The organism is Zhurongbacter thermophilus (assembly GCF_026184435.1).
Taxonomy (GTDB): domain Bacteria; phylum Coprothermobacterota; class Coprothermobacteria; order Coprothermobacterales; family JAADFF01; genus JAADFF01.
Genome location: NZ_CP046447.1, coordinates 446473 through 465744, shown reverse-complemented (window position 1 = coordinate 465744; position 19272 = coordinate 446473). Strand labels below are relative to the sequence as shown.

General features: G+C 41.3%; 22 protein-coding genes. 2 read left to right on the top strand and 20 right to left on the bottom strand.

What is annotated here, in order from left to right:
• Positions 1-106: 106 nt before the first annotated feature.
• On the top strand, positions 107-1249 hold the full coding sequence (locus tag GM182_RS02090; RefSeq protein ID WP_449186950.1) for an MFS transporter: 1143 nt from the start codon (positions 107-109) through the stop codon (positions 1247-1249).
• Here the strand turns inward: GM182_RS02090 and truD are convergent.
• A complete protein-coding gene (truD, locus tag GM182_RS02085; protein ID WP_449186949.1) occupies positions 1182-2300 on the bottom strand; it encodes a tRNA pseudouridine(13) synthase TruD in 1119 nt (372 codons plus the stop codon). The genes GM182_RS02090 and truD overlap by 68 nt on opposite strands.
• On the bottom strand, positions 2287-2784 hold the full coding sequence (locus tag GM182_RS02080) for a metallophosphoesterase (protein ID WP_449186948.1): 498 nt from the start codon (positions 2782-2784) through the stop codon (positions 2287-2289). Before GM182_RS02080 ends, truD begins: the two co-directional genes overlap by 14 nt.
• A 38-nt stretch (positions 2785-2822) precedes the next feature.
• Here GM182_RS02080 and GM182_RS02075 point away from each other — a divergent pair, with 38 nt between their 5' ends.
• Entirely contained in the window at positions 2823-4475 is a 1653-nt protein-coding gene (locus GM182_RS02075; RefSeq protein WP_449186947.1) for an HD-GYP domain-containing protein, read from the top strand.
• A gap of 15 nt (positions 4476-4490) precedes the next feature.
• Here GM182_RS02075 and GM182_RS02070 read toward each other — a convergent pair whose 3' ends face one another.
• The 18 genes from GM182_RS02070 to GM182_RS01985 all read right to left on the bottom strand — a co-directional run bounded on the left by GM182_RS02070 (position 4491) and on the right by GM182_RS01985 (position 19238).
• A complete protein-coding gene (locus tag GM182_RS02070) occupies positions 4491-5111 on the bottom strand; it encodes a hypothetical protein (protein ID WP_449186946.1) in 621 nt (206 codons plus the stop codon).
• Positions 5112-5114: 3 nt separating this feature from the next.
• The gene (locus tag GM182_RS02065; protein ID WP_449186945.1) at positions 5115-5621 is read right to left on the bottom strand and encodes a type 1 glutamine amidotransferase domain-containing protein; all 507 of its coding nucleotides are present in this window, start codon (positions 5619-5621) and stop codon (positions 5115-5117) included.
• Positions 5618-6046, bottom strand: a complete 429-nt coding sequence (locus GM182_RS02060) for a hypothetical protein (protein WP_449186944.1) — start codon at positions 6044-6046, stop codon at positions 5618-5620. The genes GM182_RS02065 and GM182_RS02060 overlap by 4 nt, the downstream gene beginning before the upstream one ends.
• Positions 6027-6668 (bottom strand): iron-sulfur cluster assembly scaffold protein, encoded by a 642-nt coding sequence (locus GM182_RS02055; RefSeq protein WP_449186943.1) that lies wholly within the window; start codon positions 6666-6668, stop codon positions 6027-6029. The genes GM182_RS02060 and GM182_RS02055 overlap by 20 nt, the downstream gene beginning before the upstream one ends.
• Positions 6669-6681: 13 nt before the next feature.
• The gene (locus GM182_RS02050) at positions 6682-7878 is read right to left on the bottom strand and encodes a cysteine desulfurase family protein (RefSeq protein WP_449186942.1); all 1197 of its coding nucleotides are present in this window, start codon (positions 7876-7878) and stop codon (positions 6682-6684) included.
• Between the two features lie 127 nt (positions 7879-8005).
• Positions 8006-8803, bottom strand: coding sequence for an inositol monophosphatase family protein (locus tag GM182_RS02045; RefSeq protein ID WP_449186941.1), 798 nt, complete (start codon positions 8801-8803; stop codon positions 8006-8008).
• A 5-nt stretch (positions 8804-8808) separates the two neighbouring features.
• Positions 8809-10077: a signal recognition particle-docking protein FtsY gene (gene ftsY, locus GM182_RS02040; RefSeq protein ID WP_449186940.1), complete on the bottom strand. Its 1269-nt coding sequence runs from the start codon at positions 10075-10077 to the stop codon at positions 8809-8811.
• Positions 10064-10966 (bottom strand): radical SAM protein, encoded by a 903-nt coding sequence (locus GM182_RS02035; protein WP_449186939.1) that lies wholly within the window; start codon positions 10964-10966, stop codon positions 10064-10066. The genes ftsY and GM182_RS02035 overlap by 14 nt, the downstream gene beginning before the upstream one ends.
• Entirely contained in the window at positions 10947-11666 is a 720-nt protein-coding gene (locus GM182_RS02030; RefSeq protein ID WP_449187269.1) for a ribonuclease III family protein, read from the bottom strand. Before GM182_RS02030 ends, GM182_RS02035 begins: the two co-directional genes overlap by 20 nt.
• Positions 11644-11892: an acyl carrier protein gene (locus GM182_RS02025; protein ID WP_449186938.1), complete on the bottom strand. Its 249-nt coding sequence runs from the start codon at positions 11890-11892 to the stop codon at positions 11644-11646. The genes GM182_RS02030 and GM182_RS02025 overlap by 23 nt, the downstream gene beginning before the upstream one ends.
• Positions 11893-11894: 2 nt before the next feature.
• Positions 11895-12887, bottom strand: a complete 993-nt coding sequence (gene plsX, locus GM182_RS02020; protein ID WP_449186937.1) for a phosphate acyltransferase PlsX — start codon at positions 12885-12887, stop codon at positions 11895-11897.
• A gap of 6 nt (positions 12888-12893) precedes the next feature.
• A complete protein-coding gene (gene rpmF / locus GM182_RS02015) occupies positions 12894-13082 on the bottom strand; it encodes a 50S ribosomal protein L32 (protein WP_449186936.1) in 189 nt (62 codons plus the stop codon).
• A complete protein-coding gene (locus tag GM182_RS02010; protein ID WP_449186935.1) occupies positions 13036-13599 on the bottom strand; it encodes a YceD family protein in 564 nt (187 codons plus the stop codon). Before GM182_RS02010 ends, rpmF begins: the two co-directional genes overlap by 47 nt.
• A gap of 1 nt (position 13600) precedes the next feature.
• Positions 13601-14809, bottom strand: coding sequence for an acetate/propionate family kinase (locus GM182_RS02005; protein WP_449186934.1), 1209 nt, complete (start codon positions 14807-14809; stop codon positions 13601-13603).
• Between the two features lie 6 nt (positions 14810-14815).
• Positions 14816-15325 (bottom strand): pantetheine-phosphate adenylyltransferase, encoded by a 510-nt coding sequence (gene coaD / locus GM182_RS02000; protein WP_449186933.1) that lies wholly within the window; start codon positions 15323-15325, stop codon positions 14816-14818.
• A 1-nt stretch (position 15326) separates the two neighbouring features.
• On the bottom strand, positions 15327-16592 hold the full coding sequence (locus GM182_RS01995; RefSeq protein WP_449186932.1) for a Glu/Leu/Phe/Val family dehydrogenase: 1266 nt from the start codon (positions 16590-16592) through the stop codon (positions 15327-15329).
• Positions 16593-16681: 89 nt separating this feature from the next.
• Entirely contained in the window at positions 16682-17788 is a 1107-nt protein-coding gene (locus GM182_RS01990; protein WP_449186931.1) for an NAD(P)H-dependent flavin oxidoreductase, read from the bottom strand.
• Positions 17789-17894: 106 nt separating this feature from the next.
• Entirely contained in the window at positions 17895-19238 is a 1344-nt protein-coding gene (locus GM182_RS01985; RefSeq protein WP_449186930.1) for an FAD-dependent oxidoreductase, read from the bottom strand.
• Between the last annotated feature and the right edge of the window lie 34 nt (positions 19239-19272).

Genomic DNA, 19272 nt, shown 5'->3' with positions numbered 1-19272 from the left:
AGAAATCCCCCATATTGTATACATTGCCAATTTTTATCAATGCGATCACCCCTCAAGCCTATGCTAAGTATAGTATAATATCGCATCGTGGGAGGGGAGATATATTATGGCAAGCAAGAAAACAGTGTATCTTATAACGCTGGGAGGATTTCTATGGGCTATAGGGGCCTCTTTATTTTTTAGAATTATGCCACTTTATATATCCGAGCTTGGCGGAACATCCGTCCATGCTGGCATTGTTATGGCCATATCAACTATAGCAGGACTTATTGCGCTTAATGTAGGGGCTATTATCTCTCACTACATATCTCCTCGTATCATTATCACTATAGGATGGTTTATGTCGTCCATAGCTGCCTTATCGTATCTAACGATTCATTCCATATACGGTGTTATGTTAGGTGCTATATTCGAAGGTTTGGCCTTCATGGAAATGCCACCAAGAGTACACATTTTTTCTATCGTATATCCTGAAGATACCTATAAAGCCCTATATACATTCATAGGTGGAATATCTCTGGGTTTCCTTATAGGACCTCCCATTGGAGGTGCTATAGCACAGTATATGGGCTATAACCTGATATTTCTCTCGTACGCTGTTTTAGCAGCTATAGCTGCTTTTATAATATATATTGCCATTCCATCAATGCCCCCCTTGAGGGAACACCATAAAGAACAGGCAAATTATATCGTAGTCGCCCGAAAAATTGTGTGGCCTTTAATACTCACAGTGCTTATCGCACTAGGTGGCAGTATGACAAATGTTGTTATATCGCTATACCTGAAAGATACTTTAGGCATTAAGGAAGCAATCATAGGGCTACTGGCATCTCTTTCACCTCTCGCCTCCATGACATTACCCCTGCTTTCTTACATAGGTTTCAACCCCATTTCTCTCTTTAAGCTCATGGCAGGAGGGGTTAGTATCTCGGCATTTTCTATCTTGCATAGTTCCCTCCTTACAGCAGGTATATACTACTTTGCCCATGGATGGGCAGAAAGCCTATACAGTGGTTCACAAAGTATAGTTCTCCCATTTCTTGAGGAACATGAAAAACCTATTGGAACAGGAATCATTTCATCTATGGTAAACATAGGAAATGCTATCGGCGTACTACTCGGCGGTTATCTGTATGCAATAGATAAACATCTACCATTTATTATTGCAGGCATTTTAGGCTTTATTGTGCTCCTTGTTCCCCATCACCTACTTGAACCATCTCATCGTGATACACAGCTAGTTGCTTGACATACATGGTGGCATATGAGCCTGTAGGCAAGAAAAAAACCAGTTTTACACCATCTTTACTGGCAACATTGGCAATAATATTAGGCTGCTCTATCATATTTCTATATCTCAGTACTAGCGTATATCCATGAACCTTCGTCTTTAGTTCAAATAGTTCAGCAAAACCCTCCTCTTCAAGCACTTCTTTTATAGCCTGCCTTACATCCTCTGGTAAATCCCACCACTCTTCCGCTAGAAACCAAGTGATGAATGGTACCTTGTAAGATACTCTTACATTACGGGCAACGGCAAGTTGTTGGCCAGCTACATCTATATAACGGATATCTTCCCCATAGTGCTCTATGAGTTTAGAAACGGTCTTATTCCACAGATACGACTGATACGCAAGCATACTAATTGCACGCTGATCCCCATCTACATACCGAAGGGCTTCTTTATACTTCGGTCCTTTTCTCCGCAAAAAGTCAAATAGTCGTCTTTCCCAAGGAGTACGTGATAATTTGCGACACTCACGAAAATCTTCTACGTCAAAGGGTTCTTTAATAAGAGATCTTGTTCCCGGTGTCAGCAATGTCCACAATGCCTCTTTATATTGTCTTTTTAGTATCAGTCGTGCCGCCATTCCCTCTGAAAACACGGCAAACCGTTGATAGTCAAAATAATTTACAAATCCACTCGACAATACAGCTGTATCTATAGAAATAGCTCCTCTTATCAATAAAGAAAAGTAATTGCCCCTCAAAGACTTTCTATCAACATGAGAAGTTACATCCTTAATATGCCACATTTCATAGGTAGTTGCCTTTACATGTCTACCCATATCTTTTACAGAAGATATATATTGATATGTAACACCATCTCTATCTTTCATACCAGCAAAATGAATATCTCCCTTTTTCATTTCATAGCGTCGGTAAAGCTCTTTTACAACAGCTAGTGTAGTACGGCCAGACTTCTTCAAAAAATACAGGTGATATCCCGCACCATCTGAGGGTAGATTTATATCCTCAACAACAATAAAATCCTCCGGACGGGACTTAACGATCCACATGACCAACCTCTATAAGCTCTACCTCTTTTGTTTCTGGATCCACAATAGCCACTGTGGAAAGACCGGTGAGATAACCACAATACTCACCGGGATTAACAACAAGCACTTCTCCATCCTTACGAATATCTACCTTATGAGTATGCCCGTAAAACACAAACGAATACAAACGACTTTTTACGGCCGCATTAAGAGCATATGGTTCATGCATAAGAAATACCTTGCCATATGGAGTCTCTATCTCTATGGGACCAATCTTCACTTTGCCCTGACTTTTTTCTAACATAAAAAGTCTTTCTCCGTCATTATTACCAAATACACCTATAAACTCAATTCCATCAAACAATAGATACGGCATTACGAATGGAGCAATAAAATCACCTGCATGAAAAATATGGGTAATACCATAGCTTTCTATAATTCCAGGCAATTTCTTTAACATAGGTATATTATCGTGGGTATCACTGATAACCAACCATTTTTCCATATCATTCACCTCCACAGTTAGTATAAAATATTTATGCTATGGATGAAAACAACAAACGACCAACCTTTGAAGAATTTATAAGAAAAGAGGTACTTCGTAGTCGTATTTGGTCTATATTCCTATCCTTACTTGTGGCAGCTGTATTTTCTATCATAATCGTCGTTATCGTTCATAACAACATGGCAAACAGCGTAAAATCTATACAAGAGGCCACAATTGATATTGTTAATGCCTATGTAGATAGACTTGTTAATGTATACTACAAGCCAAGCTTTCAAAGGAAGCTGACGCTCGCTTCGGAACAAGGCATTGACAGCATTAAAGCAGATAATATTACTATAAGACCAGCTACAAATATCACTGTTACAACACCTACCATAACCTCAGTACAAATGATATATCCAACTATGGATATAAAACTCACTGGAGTTGTTAAAACAGCGTCTGGTACATATATAGTAGAATACATAGCCGGTAAACGGCAACCTGTATACAAAACGACAATGAGCGTTATACGAGCATTCATGAAAAATTTCAGTAGTATAGAGGGAATAAATCTGTACACTGACAAACTACAGCCAGTTATTGTAACTACCACGCTACCAGCAAACATATTTCAAATGGTTCCTCCATCGCAAGAAACACCACAATTTAAACATGTTGGTATCACAAGGGCATATGTTGTGTCACCATTTCATATCAAATCTGTAGATAACGGATATTTATACATGGTATTCAGTATTCACTCTTATAGCATATTATGGCTTATTGTGTCATTCATTATAGCCCTTCTTTTTGTTAGTATCGTCTCGATCACTACGTCTATACAAGCAGCCAAGAAGATATCCCACAATATAGCAATGCCACTGGAAGAACTCAGCAGCATAGTAGAAGGACTAGATCTTTCCAGAAATGAGCTTCCTCAGGAAGACTTACAGTATATAGCCGAAGATGCTCCCAAAGAAATATACACATTGGCACAGAAAATTCAAGAAATTATTGACAAAAACACTGACTTCCTAAAACAACTTCAGAGAGCACGAGAAAATACTCTACGTGCATACGAGCATGCCAGTCAACGTGAAAAGGAACTATATGATGCTTACTATAACTTTGCAACAACACTTGCTCGAATAGCTGAAAAACACGATGATACAACAGGTAAACACATACAAAGAGTTGGAGAAATAGCAGGATTCATCGCTGAAAAAATGAATTTACCTCCAATGCTTGTAGACCAAATAAGAAAATTTGCACCGCTTCATGATATAGGAAAAATCATGGTGCCAGACAAAATACTTCAGAAAAAAGGACCACTAACAGAAGAAGAATGGGAACTAATGAAAAAGCATACAAAGTTCGGTGCAGAACTTCTCGGCAACAAACAGCATTTTATGGTTGCAAGGAATATTGCCTTCTACCATCACGAAAAATTCGACGGTAGCGGATATCCCTTTGGTCTTAAGGGTAATCAGATTCCTATAGAGGCCCAGATTGTTTCCATCGCGGACGTCTACGATGCACTACGCGATGAAAGACCCTATAAACCAGCGCTTACCCATGAAGAATCTGTAAAAATCATATTAGAAGGAGACAGGCGTACAAAACCTGAGCACTTTAACCCACAAATCTTAGAAATATTTAAACAGTATCATGAACAGATAAGAGATATATACGAAAGGTTGAAGTAAAAACCGATGCAGAGGTTACTCCTCTGCATCGGCAAATGTAAAGCCTAGTATAGGAATCTCATATTGTGGCAGCTCTTCTGGAGAACCTGCATCTACACCGACAACAAATCGATATCCCAACTCATCCAGTAAAGCAGGTATATATGGCGGTGGAACATTGTATCTACGATTGACTTCCAGTATGATTTTATTCTCTGGTACCCTCTTAAGTATTTCAACATAATACTCGAGCCCAAGCAATGTATCTCCGTATTCCTTATACCACATTCCTGGTCTTATCCAGTATATAAGTGGCAGTTTTTTCGTCCACTGTAGGAGCAAATCTTCCATAATGCGAGGCACATCATCATCTTTACCAAAGCATCGCTCAGATACAGCAATAATATCAAATATTTCCAGGAGACTAGACGGTGTATCCTTCAACACCTTAGCTGGCACTTCAACACCATAAGAAACCTTAACACCAGTAAAATCAAGTTTTTCCATATCCTCTTTGTATTCCTCCCATTTGCTTGGTGGAACAAAGTCTATAAACACAATTTCATCGATATTGTGCTTTCGTGCATAGTCTATCCACTGCTGGGGAGTATATGTGCCCTCGCCCCAGGTCGTATGAACATTAAAAAGTCGTGCCATATCTTATGCCTCCACAACTTTGATAAACTCCCTCATCCATACATCGAGATCTCCAGGATGACGGGAAGATACCCAGTTACCATCCACCACCACAGGTTCATCAAGGTATTCTACACCAGCAACAATAAGGTCATCGCGCACTCCCACATAAGACGTACCCTTTCTATCCTTGACAACACCGGCAGAGATAAGTACCTGGGGACCATGGCATATTGTGGCAACAGGTTTATTCTGTTCAAAGAAATGTTTAACGATAGATTTGGCGCTATTGTAGAGCCTTACACGCTCCGGTGCCCTGCCACCAGGCACAACAAGGGCATCATACTCGGCAGGTCTAACCTCATCAAATGCCAAATCTGCATTAATAACATACCCATGTTTACCTTCCACTCTACCCCTCTCAGGGGCAGCAATAATAACCTCATATCCTTCTTCTTTCAGTCTGTAGTAAGGATACTGTACCTCAATGTCCTCAAAGAAAGGACCTGTAATAATTAATACCTTTTTCACTCTACTTCACCTCCATCATAAAGGGTTTTTTCCCAGTACTCAATAATCTCTCTTGCCCTCGGTCTGTCTTCAGGTGGCAATGAGTCAATAAAAGCATCTTTGACATGAATAACTCTCTTTACCACGCTCAATGTAGGAAATGCGATGTACGGCTTTCCCGTATTCATAGTCATTACAAGCAATACAAGATAGACAATTACAAGAACTATAGATACACCAGCCGTAATAACAGCCAATGAAGCCAAGAAAATCAAAACAGCCATATTAGATGGTGGCAAGAGCCACAACCACAAAAAGGCAATGAGAGACAGGGCACCACCGGTAGCTATAATGACCGTTAGTAAGCGCGCCCTGCCTATAGCCTTTTTGTCTATAAACGCCAGTAGCAAACGATAAGAATCATTTTTATTCGTAAAGTCCGACATTGTTAACCTTAATCTCCTTTACCCCAGGCAACACACTAACTTTTTCTTCTATTTCATGCTTAATCTCGTCAAGATATGGGTCTTCGTCATCAAAGGCAATATCTATTGTTACCACTCCGTCATCAACACCAATATACTTTACCCTCTTGGCTGAAACAATATCTATACCTAGTGGAGGATAAATAACATGGTACAGTTCTCCTCTAACAAGATCACTATTAAGATCCTCCGGCTTGATGCGTCCCTGTTTCATAAGATAGTGTCTAATAGCAGACCTTAAACCATCAACGGCAAGTACAGAACAGTGATATTTAATAGGTGGTAGTCCTCCCAGCTCATCTACTGCCTTTTTCCATGTAATATTCATAGCCTCATCAATTGTTTTACCCTTGGCAAGTTCCGTGATAATCGATGCAGTAGCAATATTGGAAGCGCATCCAAAAGACTCAAACTTTATATCCTCTATTTTTTCTGTTTCTGGATCGATCTTCAGATAAATAGCCACCTGGTCGCCACATGCAGGACTACCAACTACTGCCTCAGCATCGGGATTTTCTATCCTACCTAAATTCCTTGGATGAAGAAAATGGTCAACAACTTTCTCATTGTACTTAATTGCCATACCACATCACTCCCTACTTTTTATATACTTCCGGTGCAACCGGACTTATTCTTCTCAGTGTAGCAACAACCTCCGGTGCTACATCGAGAAATCTATGGACTTCTTCTTCTGTGTTGTGCCACGAGAGTATAAGCCTAATAGAACCATGAGCCCTTGCATAATCATTGTAAAGCGCCAGTATAACATGGTTTGCCTGAAGGAAGGGATTAGCACACGCAGAACCTGTATCAACAACAATACCATTCATATCAAAGTACATCTGCACAGCTTCGCCCTCAATATACTTAAATGTCACGCATACATTAGACGGGCTGCGGTGCTCTGGCCATGGACCATTAATCTGAACCTCTGGTATGCGTTCCAATATTCCATCAAAGAGCATCCTTTGAAGCTTCTTCATCTTGTTATACTTCTCTTCATAACCATCAAGCAAAATCTGTAGTGCTTTCATGCCCCCACGAATGGTAGGAATATCCGGTTTATCCTGTGTAATATCAAAATGCTTTACTGTACCCCATACAATAGGCACTATCGATACACCGCTTTTTACCCATAGAACACTAGAGTTCTTAGGCCCATGTATTCTATGAGCATCGGTAAATACCACATCTGCAAAGTCTGCATACTTCCATAGAGGCGTACGCCCTAGTGAGCGTGTAGCATCTATGACAAATCTCACATCGTCTTTCTTCTCCTTTATAGCTTTACCAATAACAGGAACATCTTGAACAGTACCAACCATAAAGTTGACATCAGCCATAACTACCATAGCTGTATTGTCTTTGATAGCAGCCTTCACATCATCGGGTGATACAAGTCCATCCTTAGATACTTTAAGATATGTCACCTCTGCTCTACCGGATTTCTCCAGTTTTCTCAGTATAGAAAGAACAGTAGATCCTGCCTCTATTTCGGTGGTAATAATATGTGGCTTAGTATCATGTTTTTTATAGTATGCTTCCACTATACCTCTAATGGCAACATTGGCAAGGACCACCTCACTGGCACCAAACTGAACCTCCTCCGGCTTACCACCAAAGAATGATGCCCAAACAGCCTGTGCTTCATCTATAGCTTCTTGAGCTTCAGTACCCGTCGATGTAAAAGGGGCAGGAGCCCAATACTTCTCGGTCATCCATATATTCATTTCTTTTATCACTTCAGTATCAACAAATGTACTACGACAGTGGTCAAAGTATACTCTTTCCATATCATTCCCTCCTCAAACTTCATTGTCATGGCTATTATACCACACAAAGTTTATGTATATAAACAATACAGGGGGCATATGTATGCCCCCTGTATATACCTCTATTGCTTTTAACCTGTTACACTTTTTACACTTTTACATACTCTTTTAGGTATGGGATAATTTCCGCATATGCAGTGTAAAGGTCATTATTACCACTCGCCCATACCCCATAAGTTGTATCATCTACTTTATGAATATACACAGAACCACCTACTGCCAGTACAAGTGCAACACCGGCCGCCATATCCCACATGCTAAGGCATGGCTGGAAATACACATCAAGAAAACCGGCAGCAACCCATGCAAGTCCCAAAGCCGCAGAACCAATGCTTCTCAGTTTACGTGCATGCAGTACAGAATACTCTTGAAATATAAGTGCAGCATCTTTAGCACCTTCTGTACACCTACGGGGAAATCCCAACCCCACATATGCTCCGCGTATCTCTGCTTCGTATCTAGGCACAAGTTTTCTTCCATTTATCCACGCACCTGCCTCAACGCTCCCCCAATAAAGGACATCTTCTGTGGGATGATATATGGCTCCAACAGAAAAACGCCCCTCATCAAGCATACCTACACTAACGGAAAATATGGGTACTCCCTTGGCAAAGTTTGCCGTGCCATCAAGGGGGTCTACATACCACACATACCTACCTGTAGCGCTACCACCACCCTCTTCACCCACAATAGAATGCTTATCATCAAGTACACCCTCAAGATAGGCCCTCACAACCTTTTCGGCCTCTTTATCAGCCTCAGTAACAAGATCGGTTATATCTGTTTTCTCCCTTATATCTTTGACATGAAGATACTTAGACTGAAGCACCTCTCCAGCCAAATATGCTGCTTCAGAAGCTATAGACATCATTTCTCCTATATCCATAAACCTCACCTACTTTCTCCAAATAGATTATCAAGAATAACAGATGGAGAGTACTCCACCCAATCTTCAAGTTCCTGTCCAAAGCTAAGAAATGCTATAGGAAGCCCTAGTTCCTTCCATATGGAGAAGATGAAACCTCCTTTGGCTGTAGAATCGAGTTTGGTAAGAATGATGCGGGTAACCTGAACCGCTTCCATAAAGGTCTTTGCCTGTCTAAATGCCGCCTGCCCTTGGGTAGCATCAAGTACAAGAAAACTCTCATGTGGAGCATCAGGCACAACCTTCTTAACAACCCTCTCCATTTTTTTCAGCTCTTCAATAAGATTTTTCTTGGTAGACATTCTACCGGCTGTATCTACAAGTACAAAGTCGTATCCTCTCGCCTTTGCCTTTTCTACACCGGTGTAAATAACAGACGATGGATCGGCACCACGCTCGCCAAGATGAGCATCTACACCAACTTTCTCAGCCCACAGCCCAAGCTGGTCTGTGGCAGCAGCCCTAAATGTATCGGCACCAATAACCATAACCTTGCCCCTCTTTTTTAAAATATGGGCAAACTTGGCAATAGTTGTTGTCTTACCTACCCCATTGACACCAAAGAAGTAATACACCGTTGGCGGCTCAGAAGCAATCTTAATAGGTTCTGGTTTTGGTGGAAGATATGACGCCAGCAAGGTACGGAGTCTCATCTCCCTTTCCTCGGGAGGATACTCCTCAACAATATCTAAAAGCTCCTCTGCAAGCATCACGCCAAAGTCTGCTTTTATAAGGAATGCCAAAAGCTCATCTCTCTCATCTTCGGACATCACCTGGATAGAAGAAAAGTCTATGACAGGAGATATTTCTTTGCCTTCTTCCTCTTTGACCTCTTCTACAGGTTCAGATACAAACACTGCTTTATCTTTAGATGCCTCTATCTCTTCTGAAGAAACCGAAACTTCAACCTCTGAAACCTCTGTGGTAGTCCTCGTCTGCGTCCCAGCCACACTTTCAACAGGTGGAATCTCTTCTAAAGCAGGTGTTTCTTCCTGAGATGTTGTTTCTATTGTTTTCTCCTTTACTACCTCTGCTACTTCCTTCTCAGAAGCTTCCACATCTTCCTTTGGCAAAGGCTCCTCTACTGTTTCTTCTTTTTCTACAACAACCTCTGCTCCTTTATCAGACAAGATAATATCTTCATCAGCCACTATGGACTCCTTTTTCTCTACAGGCTTTTCCTCTTTTTTCTTGCCAAATGCAAACATCTTTTTGAATTTATCAAGTATTCCCACGCTGTATCACCCTCCTCCATCTATCAAACATACGTCTTTGAGACACAGGTACATCATCTTCTTTTATCTTACCCTCATTTACAAGCATAAAATTGATAAATGAGCGAACCATCTCTCCTAAGTTTCCCACATATGGGCCTGCCAATACAGCCTTCTGCAATTCTTTACTAGAATGAAGACCTATCTGTATAACAGGAATATCATATTCCTCAAGCTGCCTTACAATACGAGCCAATTTATAGACAGCCTCATCGACATCAAGAGGCTTATACTTACCCTCCTTATACCAACTTGCTATCTCCGTATTTTCAAGTACAATCAGGGGGAAAATACGTACACCGGCAATGTTGTGCTTCCAAGCCCACCCCGGAATATCGTATATCTCTTCACCTTCGCAGGGTAAACCTATCATAAACTGACCTATCACATCAATCCCTGAATCGTGAAGTAATGAAATAGCCCTTTCAACATCGGCAACCGTATGTCCTCTGTTGACACACTGAAGCACTTTGTCTGATAGTGACTGTATGCCAATCTCAACAGTTGTTACATGCAGATCAACAAGTTTCTGGATAATATCTGGGGTAATGGAATCAGGTCTTGTAGAAAGACGAACACCCCCTACTTTTCCACTCTCTACAAACGGTTGAAGTCTCTCCATAATATCCCAGCCTGTACCAGACCATAAAGGAGTTCCTCCGTATATAGAGACTTCATCGTATTTCTTCTCTGAATGCATCAAAAAGTCGAAAGATTGTTCTATTTTCTTCCGATATTCATCCTGTGATACACCAGATGAAGCCCATTGATTGCAAAAACTACAACGAAAGCGACAACCGGTAAATGGTATAAAAATAGGATAAATACGCTTACTTTTCTGCTTTGCCATTTCTCACCAACACCATTAGTGCCTTATGAGCTGCATCTTTCTCTGCATCTCGAATACTGTGTCCCATACCTTGCGCTATAGCTTTATCACCTATATACACAGTAGCCCTAAACATTTTTCCATCTTTCACAACATCGTATCTTGGCATTAAACCTTCCTTTCCCAGTATTGCCTGTAGCTTACCCTTTGGGTCAAATGAGAATAATATCTCTTCTATCTCCTCTTTGGATGGCAAGATATGGTTCATGACCTTATAACCCCAGCGTTTGGTTCTTTCAAAACCATAGGTAAGATACAGATACGCAACAAACGATTCAAAAATATCGGCAAGCGTACTTTCAGAGACGGGAAACTTATAAGATTTACCTACCCTAAGAAGTTGTCCTAATCCTATTTTCTTAGAGAGTTTACTAATAAAACTATTATTTGTAAAATATGCCTTCAGCAGTGTAAGACTACCCTCATCAAGTTCAGGGTATTTTTCAAATAGATAACTGGCAACAATAAGCCCCCAAACACTATCACCCAAAAACTCCAAGCGCTCATAATTTTTTCTGCTATCAAATGAAGGATGGGTTAGAGCTTGCCTAAGAAGATGAGAGCTTCCCTTTTTGGGATGACGCCAGAAATTAATTCTTATATATAAGGTGTCAGACTCCCCGGAAAATATCCCTTTCTTAGAACTTAAGATATTTTCCAAGAAGTGCCACAATGTCCCTCACCGTTTTTATATCGGGGGTAATATCTTCATCTTTTATCTCTATACCAAATTCTTGCTCCATGGCAAGAACAAGATCTACCATGTCCAGAGAGTCTACACCTAATTCCTCTACAAGGTTGGTATCTTCTTTAATTGCCTCTTTTTTCACAGACAATGTATCTGCGATAACCTCAATAACCTGCTGGGTCAACTTCTTCTCATCCATGTTTATACACCCCCTGATGCTATCTTTTCTTCAATTCTACCAACAATATCTGCTTTAGTAAGCCGATACATAACTTTCATTGCACTATACACTGCCACTTCATCACTGCGACCATGCATTTTCATAACCAGTCCTCTAACTCCCAAAAATGGTGCACCGCCATATGTCTTGTAATCAAAACGCCTTTTCATTTCTTTAAAGGCATTTTTCATCAGAAGTGCCCCTATCTTTGCCAAAAAGCCACCTTTCATTATCTCTTCTTTTAAAACTCCTGTAACAGCATGGGATACTCCTTCAGCCGTTTTCAAGAAGACATTTCCAGAAAAACCATCTGTAATAACCACATCATACCCGCCATCCCATGGTTGATGTGGCTCTACGTATCCTCTAAACCACGGATAATTTTCAAGAAGCTCTCTAGCCTCTTTCACTAGTTGCTTACCTTTTTCTTCCTCTTCACCTATATTAAGAAGGTAAACAGAAGGATCACCTTTGCCAAGCAAGGCTTCATAGTAAACTCTACCTAAAATGGCAAATCCTGGAAAGAAATCAGGTCTGACATCGGCATTAGCACCAAGATCACCAAATACAAAGGGATTACCAGAGAGAGTAGGCATTGGCGCTGCAAGCATCGGCCTCTTTACACCTTTAATGCGACCAAGAAGCAAATATCCAGCAGTGAGTACCGCCCCAGTGCTACCAGGAGAAATAACACCATACGCCTCTCCGGCCTTAACAGCTTCAACTGCCTTTACAAGTGTAGAATCCTTCTTTGTTTTAACAGCATATGTTGGTTTTTCGTTAGTTGTTATCTCTTCAGAGCACTCTCTGAAAAATAAACGATGCACCCCATCCACATAGGGTGCATCGTCTTTAAGGCCAAAAGCCAACACCTCTACATCATTAGTCTCAGCCAAAAAGCGCTTTACACCATCAGCAATCGGTTTTGCTCCGTGGTCGCCACCTCTTAAATCAACGGCTAAGACTACATTCACAGCTCATCACTTCTCAGACTTTTCTACCTTAATATACTGTCTTCCCTTGTAATAACCGCACTCAGGGCATACCATATGTGCAGGAACAAGGGCACCACAGTTGGGACACCTGGCAAGTGTCACTGTGCGTGGTGTCCAGTGTGCTCTTCTATTTCTTGCCCTTCTGCGTGTTGGTTTCTTCTTTGGAACTCCCACCTTCAGCACCTCCTTCTAACAGTTTCCTCAACTCTGCCCATCTTGGATCGGCTGGTTTTTCTTCTATATCACCTAAATTGTATATAACAGGCTCCCTGTCTTTCTTTTTGTGCACAGGGCACAACGGCACGGTGCTGAGAGAGGTAATAATATAATCCCTCACCACCGACTCAACATCAAGTATACCATCTTTAAGGTAGAATGTGTCCATATCTTTTTGTGTGAGCTCAACTTCTTTTTCTTCTCCATAGTCTGGCTCACCAATAACAAACTCATCACTAATCTTTATACTCAGTGTATCCTCAAAGGCTTCTCCACATACAGCACACTTTCTCTTAACCACAACAGTAATAACACCATCAAGTAAAAATCTATCACCTATCTTATGGAGTATTAACTTTCCACCAATCGGATACACAACCTCTCCCTCAATGAGGTCATCTATATGTATATCCCCACCATCAAAGATAAGTTCCGCCTCTTCACTTCTTTGAAAGTTGTGAAGATTGACCTTCAAGTTATTTCTCCTCCTTTGTCACAATCTCATAGGTATCTCTGGCTATGACAAGCTCCTCGTTTGTGGCAATAGAAAAGACCTTAACCTTAGAGTCATCGGTAGAAATTAGTGCTGTACCTCTAACATTGTTTCTCTCTTTGTCAATCTTAATACCGAGAAACTCAAGGTCACGGCAAACAAGCTCTCTTAGTGGTGGTGAATTTTCACCAACACCAGCTGTAAAGACAAGAACATCAAGTCCACCCATAGCAGCAGCATATGCACCAATATACTTCTTGATACGATATGCATATATCTCAAATGCCAGTGTAGCATCTGGCTCACCGGCAAGATATCCATCTTCGACTTCTCTCATATCATAGGTCTTACCACCCATTAGGCCTAAGATACCACTCTTTTTATTAAGATACTGATCAACCTCGTCAGGAGTCATATTAAATTTACGCTGTAGCCAAATAGGAAGTGCAGGATCAATATCACCACAGCGAGTTCCCATCACAAGTCCCTCAAGTGGAGTGAAACCCATGGATGTATCAACAGACTTACCATATTTTACAGCTGCCACAGAGGCACCATTGCCCACATGGACTGTGATAATCTTCAGCTCTTCAATGGGCTTACCAACAAGCTCAGCAGCCCTCTGAGATACATACCTATGGGATGTACCGTGAAAACCATAACGACGAACTCTATATTTTTCATAAAGCTCTATAGGTAGAGCATAGAGGTATGCATGTTTAGGCATGGTCTGATGGAATGCTGTGTCAAAGACACCAACCATAGGTGTACCGGGCATAAGCTCTTTGCAAGCATAGATACCCATAAGATTAGCTGGGTTGTGCAAAGGAGCAAGCTCAATATTATCTTCCAGAGCCTTAATAACCTCATCGGTAATAAGAACAGAACCAGAAAACGCCTCTCCACCATGAACAACTCTGTGACCTACTGCACCAATAGAAGAAAGGCTTTCCAGAACACCTATTTCTTTATCTGTGAGAGTATCAAGCACCCACTGGAGCGCTATCTTATGATCTATCTTATCGGGTCTTGTAAACTTCTGGTACTCACCATCACCCTTCTTATACTTCAAAAATGGTTCTTCAAGTCCAATTCTCTCAACAATACCCTTAGCAATAACTTTTTCTTCAGGCATGCTAATAACCTGAAACTTAATAGAACTACTTCCTGAGTTGAGGACCAGTATATCCACAACCACTCACCTCCGCATAAATTTTTCTCTTAATGCTTTCTCAACAGAAGGAGTAACAAGACCTTCCAGTTTACCTCCCAGTCTTGCTATCTCTCTTACTATTGTAGAGCGTAGGAACTGATATTTTAAATCTGACACCATAAATATCGTCTCAACATCATCTCTAAGATGCTTATTGGCAAGAGCTATCTGCATCTCATACTCAAAATCTGACACAGCCCTAAGTCCTCTAATCATTGCCCTGTACCCATGGGCTTTCATGTACTCTACGGTAAGCCCACTGTTTTTATCGACTATGATACGGTTCTTAGGAAAATTTGCATCCTCAAGTGACAAGTACACCAATTTTACACGCTCATCTATATCAAATAGTACTCTTTTATTGGCATTTTCCGATACTAAAATGACAACCTTGTCAAATATAGACAATGCCCTTCTAACAATATCAAGATGTCCTAGTGTGATAGGGTCATAAGTGCCCGGATATACAACAACAGAACAACTTCCCTCTGGCATACTATATCATTCCCCTATCCTTCATAGCTTCGACAACCCTTCTAATAGAGCTTACATATGCACCCTTTCTCATATCAACACCAAATTCTTTTGCCGCTTCAAACACATGCTTAAATGCTACTTTCATCTTCTCAGATAATCTTCTATCAACCTCTTCTTCAGACCAATAGTAGCCTGTGATATTCTGAACCCACTCAAAGTAAGACACTGTTACACCACCAGAGTTAGCAAGTATATCGGGAAGCACCATTACACCGTTTTTATATAAAATCTCATCGGCCTCTGGTGTTGTGGGGCCATTGGCAAGCTCTAATATAAACTTCGCCTTTATGTCTTCTGCGTTATCAACGGTAATCTGATTTTCAAGAGCGGCAGGAACAAGAATATCAACCTCTAAGGTAAGAAGCTCACTATTGGATATCTTCTCTGCACCGGGGAATCCGACAACTGTTCCTCTTTCTGCCTTGAACTGCATGACTTCAGGTATATTCAGACCATCTCCATTGTATATGCCACCTTTAGAATCAGAAACGGCAACAACCTTTACCCCTGCCTCGTACAAGAATAATGCTTCATAGGATCCGGCATTACCAAATCCTTGAACGGCAGCGGTAAGTCCTTCAAACTTCATAGCAACAGTTTTCAGAGCCTCTTTGAGTATAAAGAAACCACCACGAGCTGTAGCTGTACCTCTACCCTCTGAACCACCTATAGAAAGGGGCTTACCAGTAAATGTGCCCGGTGCCCAATAGCCACGAAGCTTTGAATACTCATCTACCATATAACCCATAATCTTAGGGTTGGTATATACATCAGGAGCTGGGATATCCTTTTCAGGTCCTATTATTTGAGCAATAGCATCAACAAAAGCACGAGATATTCTCTCTATTTCCGCATCAGACAACTCTTTGGGATTGATAGGACTACCATCCATATCTCTAAAGCGAATACCGCCTTTTCCACCACCATATGGAAGTCCGGCAGTAGCATTCTTAAAGGTCATCCAACCTGACAGTGCCATTACCTCTTCCTTGGTTACATCCCAGTGGTAACGGATACCACCCTTTGTGGGGCCCAATGCGTCATTGTGTTGAGATCTCCAACCGGTAAAGATAATTGTCCTACCATCGTCCATCTTCACAGGAAACCTCACTTCAAGCACACGTTTGGGCCATTTAAGAAGTTCCACAATATGAGGTTCAAGATGCAATAGTTCACTAGCAGATTCTACTTGCTTTTGGAAGGCTTCAAATGGATTTTTTGTCATAACCGCTTCCCCCTTCCGCACTAAACACTGTGCATAGGTATTGATATTGTTATTTTAGCACGGATAAGGGGAAGCGGTAAAAATGATTGCTATATATTCATCTCCGATATAGCCATCTGATATTCCTGTAAAAGTGTGTCCATAAGCTCTTTAACAGATACAATCTTATCCACCTTCCACGCATTAGCACCGGCAAAGGCAAAGCCATTTTCGAGATTACCCTTAGCAGCATTTGTTAGAGCTTCAGCAATACAATATGGAGCCTTGCGATAATCGCATGTTCTCAGACACTTCCAGCGGCATGTAAAAGGCTTTCTTACCCCCGCTTCAACCTCTTCCAAAAACTTATTTTTTATAGCCCTGCCAGGAAGTCCTACTGGACTTTTTATAAATACAATATCTTCCGGTTTCGCTTGGATATATGCCTGTTTAAATCGTTCATCGGCATCACATTCATAAGTTGCAACAAATCGGGTTGCCATCTGGACACCATCTGCACCCACGCCATTAATAGCTTTATAAATATCCTTTCCATCCCATATGCCTCCGGCAACAATTATAGGTATATGCTTAGCGTATTTGTCTTCCCACCTTGCCAAAACTCTCTTTACATCTCTGACAATATCAAACACATCTGGTGGGTTTTCCAGTTCCTCCCTTTTAAATCCCAGATGCCCACCAGCCTTTGGCCCCTCAACAACAACACCATCAGGAATAATAGAATAATGCTTATCCCAATAAGAAAAAATAATACGCGCAGCTTTTCCCGATGATACTATAGGTAAAAACTTTGTTTTCCACTCTTTAATACCTGCCTTTCTAAGAGCAGAAATCACTTGAAGTGGTAAGCCTGCTCCCATAATCGCCACATCTACTCCCTTTTTCACAGCTGTTATTAAAAGATTTTCAAAATCACTCAACGCTACCATGATATTGACTCCAAAAGGTTTTTCTGTATTGGCCCGAACTTTATCTATTTCTTCTTCAAGAGCAATAATATTAGCTTTACGTGGATTTTTCTCCCACATAGGATGTAGAAACCCTATACCTGCAGCCGACAATACCCCTAGTGCCCCTTCATTAGACACAGCAGATGCCAAGCGATGCAGAGAAATACCTACCCCCATACCACCTTGTATGATTGGAATGTCGATAGTTACATCACCTATTTTAAGTGGTTTTATATTCACATGCATCTCCCCCTTTCACCCTCTTTAGAGTGGTAGGGGAAACATATCGTTACAAAATGAAAAAAGGAGAGGGCAACAGCCCTCTCCCTATGACAGTCTATACCGCAATTTCTTACATCTGATGAAGAATAGACATAGCAGCCATAGTAATAGGATAGACTGTTGGTGCTGCGGTAAGCAGTGGGTGCGTTGCAACTTGGGTAAATGCCAACTCTGAAGCATTCATACCTGCTGTAACAGCCGTTGCAAGCACATTAACAAGCTCACCAACAGATTTACCACCGGTTAGCTGGGCACCGATAATGTGTCCGGTCTTAGCAAGTGCTATAAGCTTGACAATCTGTTTCATAGAACCCGGAACACTACCAGGATGGGTATCTAATGTTTCAAACTTACCCACGATGATGTCATATCCCAGCTCACGGGCAGCGGTTTCAGTGAGACCAACAGCGGCAAATGTTCTTCCACCAACAACAGTAGAAAAGCCAAATGCACCAAACACAGCTGTTGGCAAAGCCTTAATGTTGTAAAGGTTGAGGGCTGCTCTTCTGGCTGTTGCGGTAGCAACAGATGCAAGCATAGGGCATAGACCATTAGGTGTAAGAGAACATCTGTTTTCGGCACAATCACCTACAGCATAAATATCTTTGACAAGGGTCTTACCGAGATTATCTACGATAATACCACCAAATGTACCTACAGGAATACCGGCCTTCTTGGCAAGATCGGCATTAGGTCTATAACCTATAGAAAGGATAACAAGGTCGGCTGGTATACGCTGCCCACTTTTCAGAACCACCTCTTTAACCTTTCCACCCTCACCGGCAATCTCTGTAACAAGCTCACCGGTCTTAATAGAAACACCTTTCTCTTTAAGAATTTCTTCTGCCATCTCAGCAAACTCTGGGTCAAATGCCTTACCCAAAACATGGGGAAGCATTTCCACAATAGTAACCTTCTTACCAAGAGCAGAAATCTCATCGGAGAATTCGACACCAATGAAGCCACCACCAACAATAACGATGTTTTCAGCCTTTTCTATGCGGGACTTTAGCTCTTTAACCACATCGTAGTCTTTAGGTACGGTAAAGACGCCATCGAGATCTCTACCGGGTATTGGTGGAAATACCGGTTTTGAACCTGTAGCAAGAATGAGTTTATCATATGCTATCTCTTCACCAGAACGGAGAAGAACCTTTTTCTCATCGGGAATTATCTCTATAACCTCATCGATGATAAGATCTGCACCTTTACCGGTCACGGCTGTATCGGCAATAAGGTTCTTATCCACATCGCCGACAGTCTTAACAGTATAAGGAATACCACAAGGCACTAACACCTTGCTCTCTTTACGAATAACAACAACTTTTTTATCAGGATAAGTCTGCCTTACAGTTGCTGCAGCAACAATACCGGCAGCAGAACCACCTATTACTACTACATCGTATGTCTTCATACGACTCACCTCCCATATTTCATTTCTGCAACTA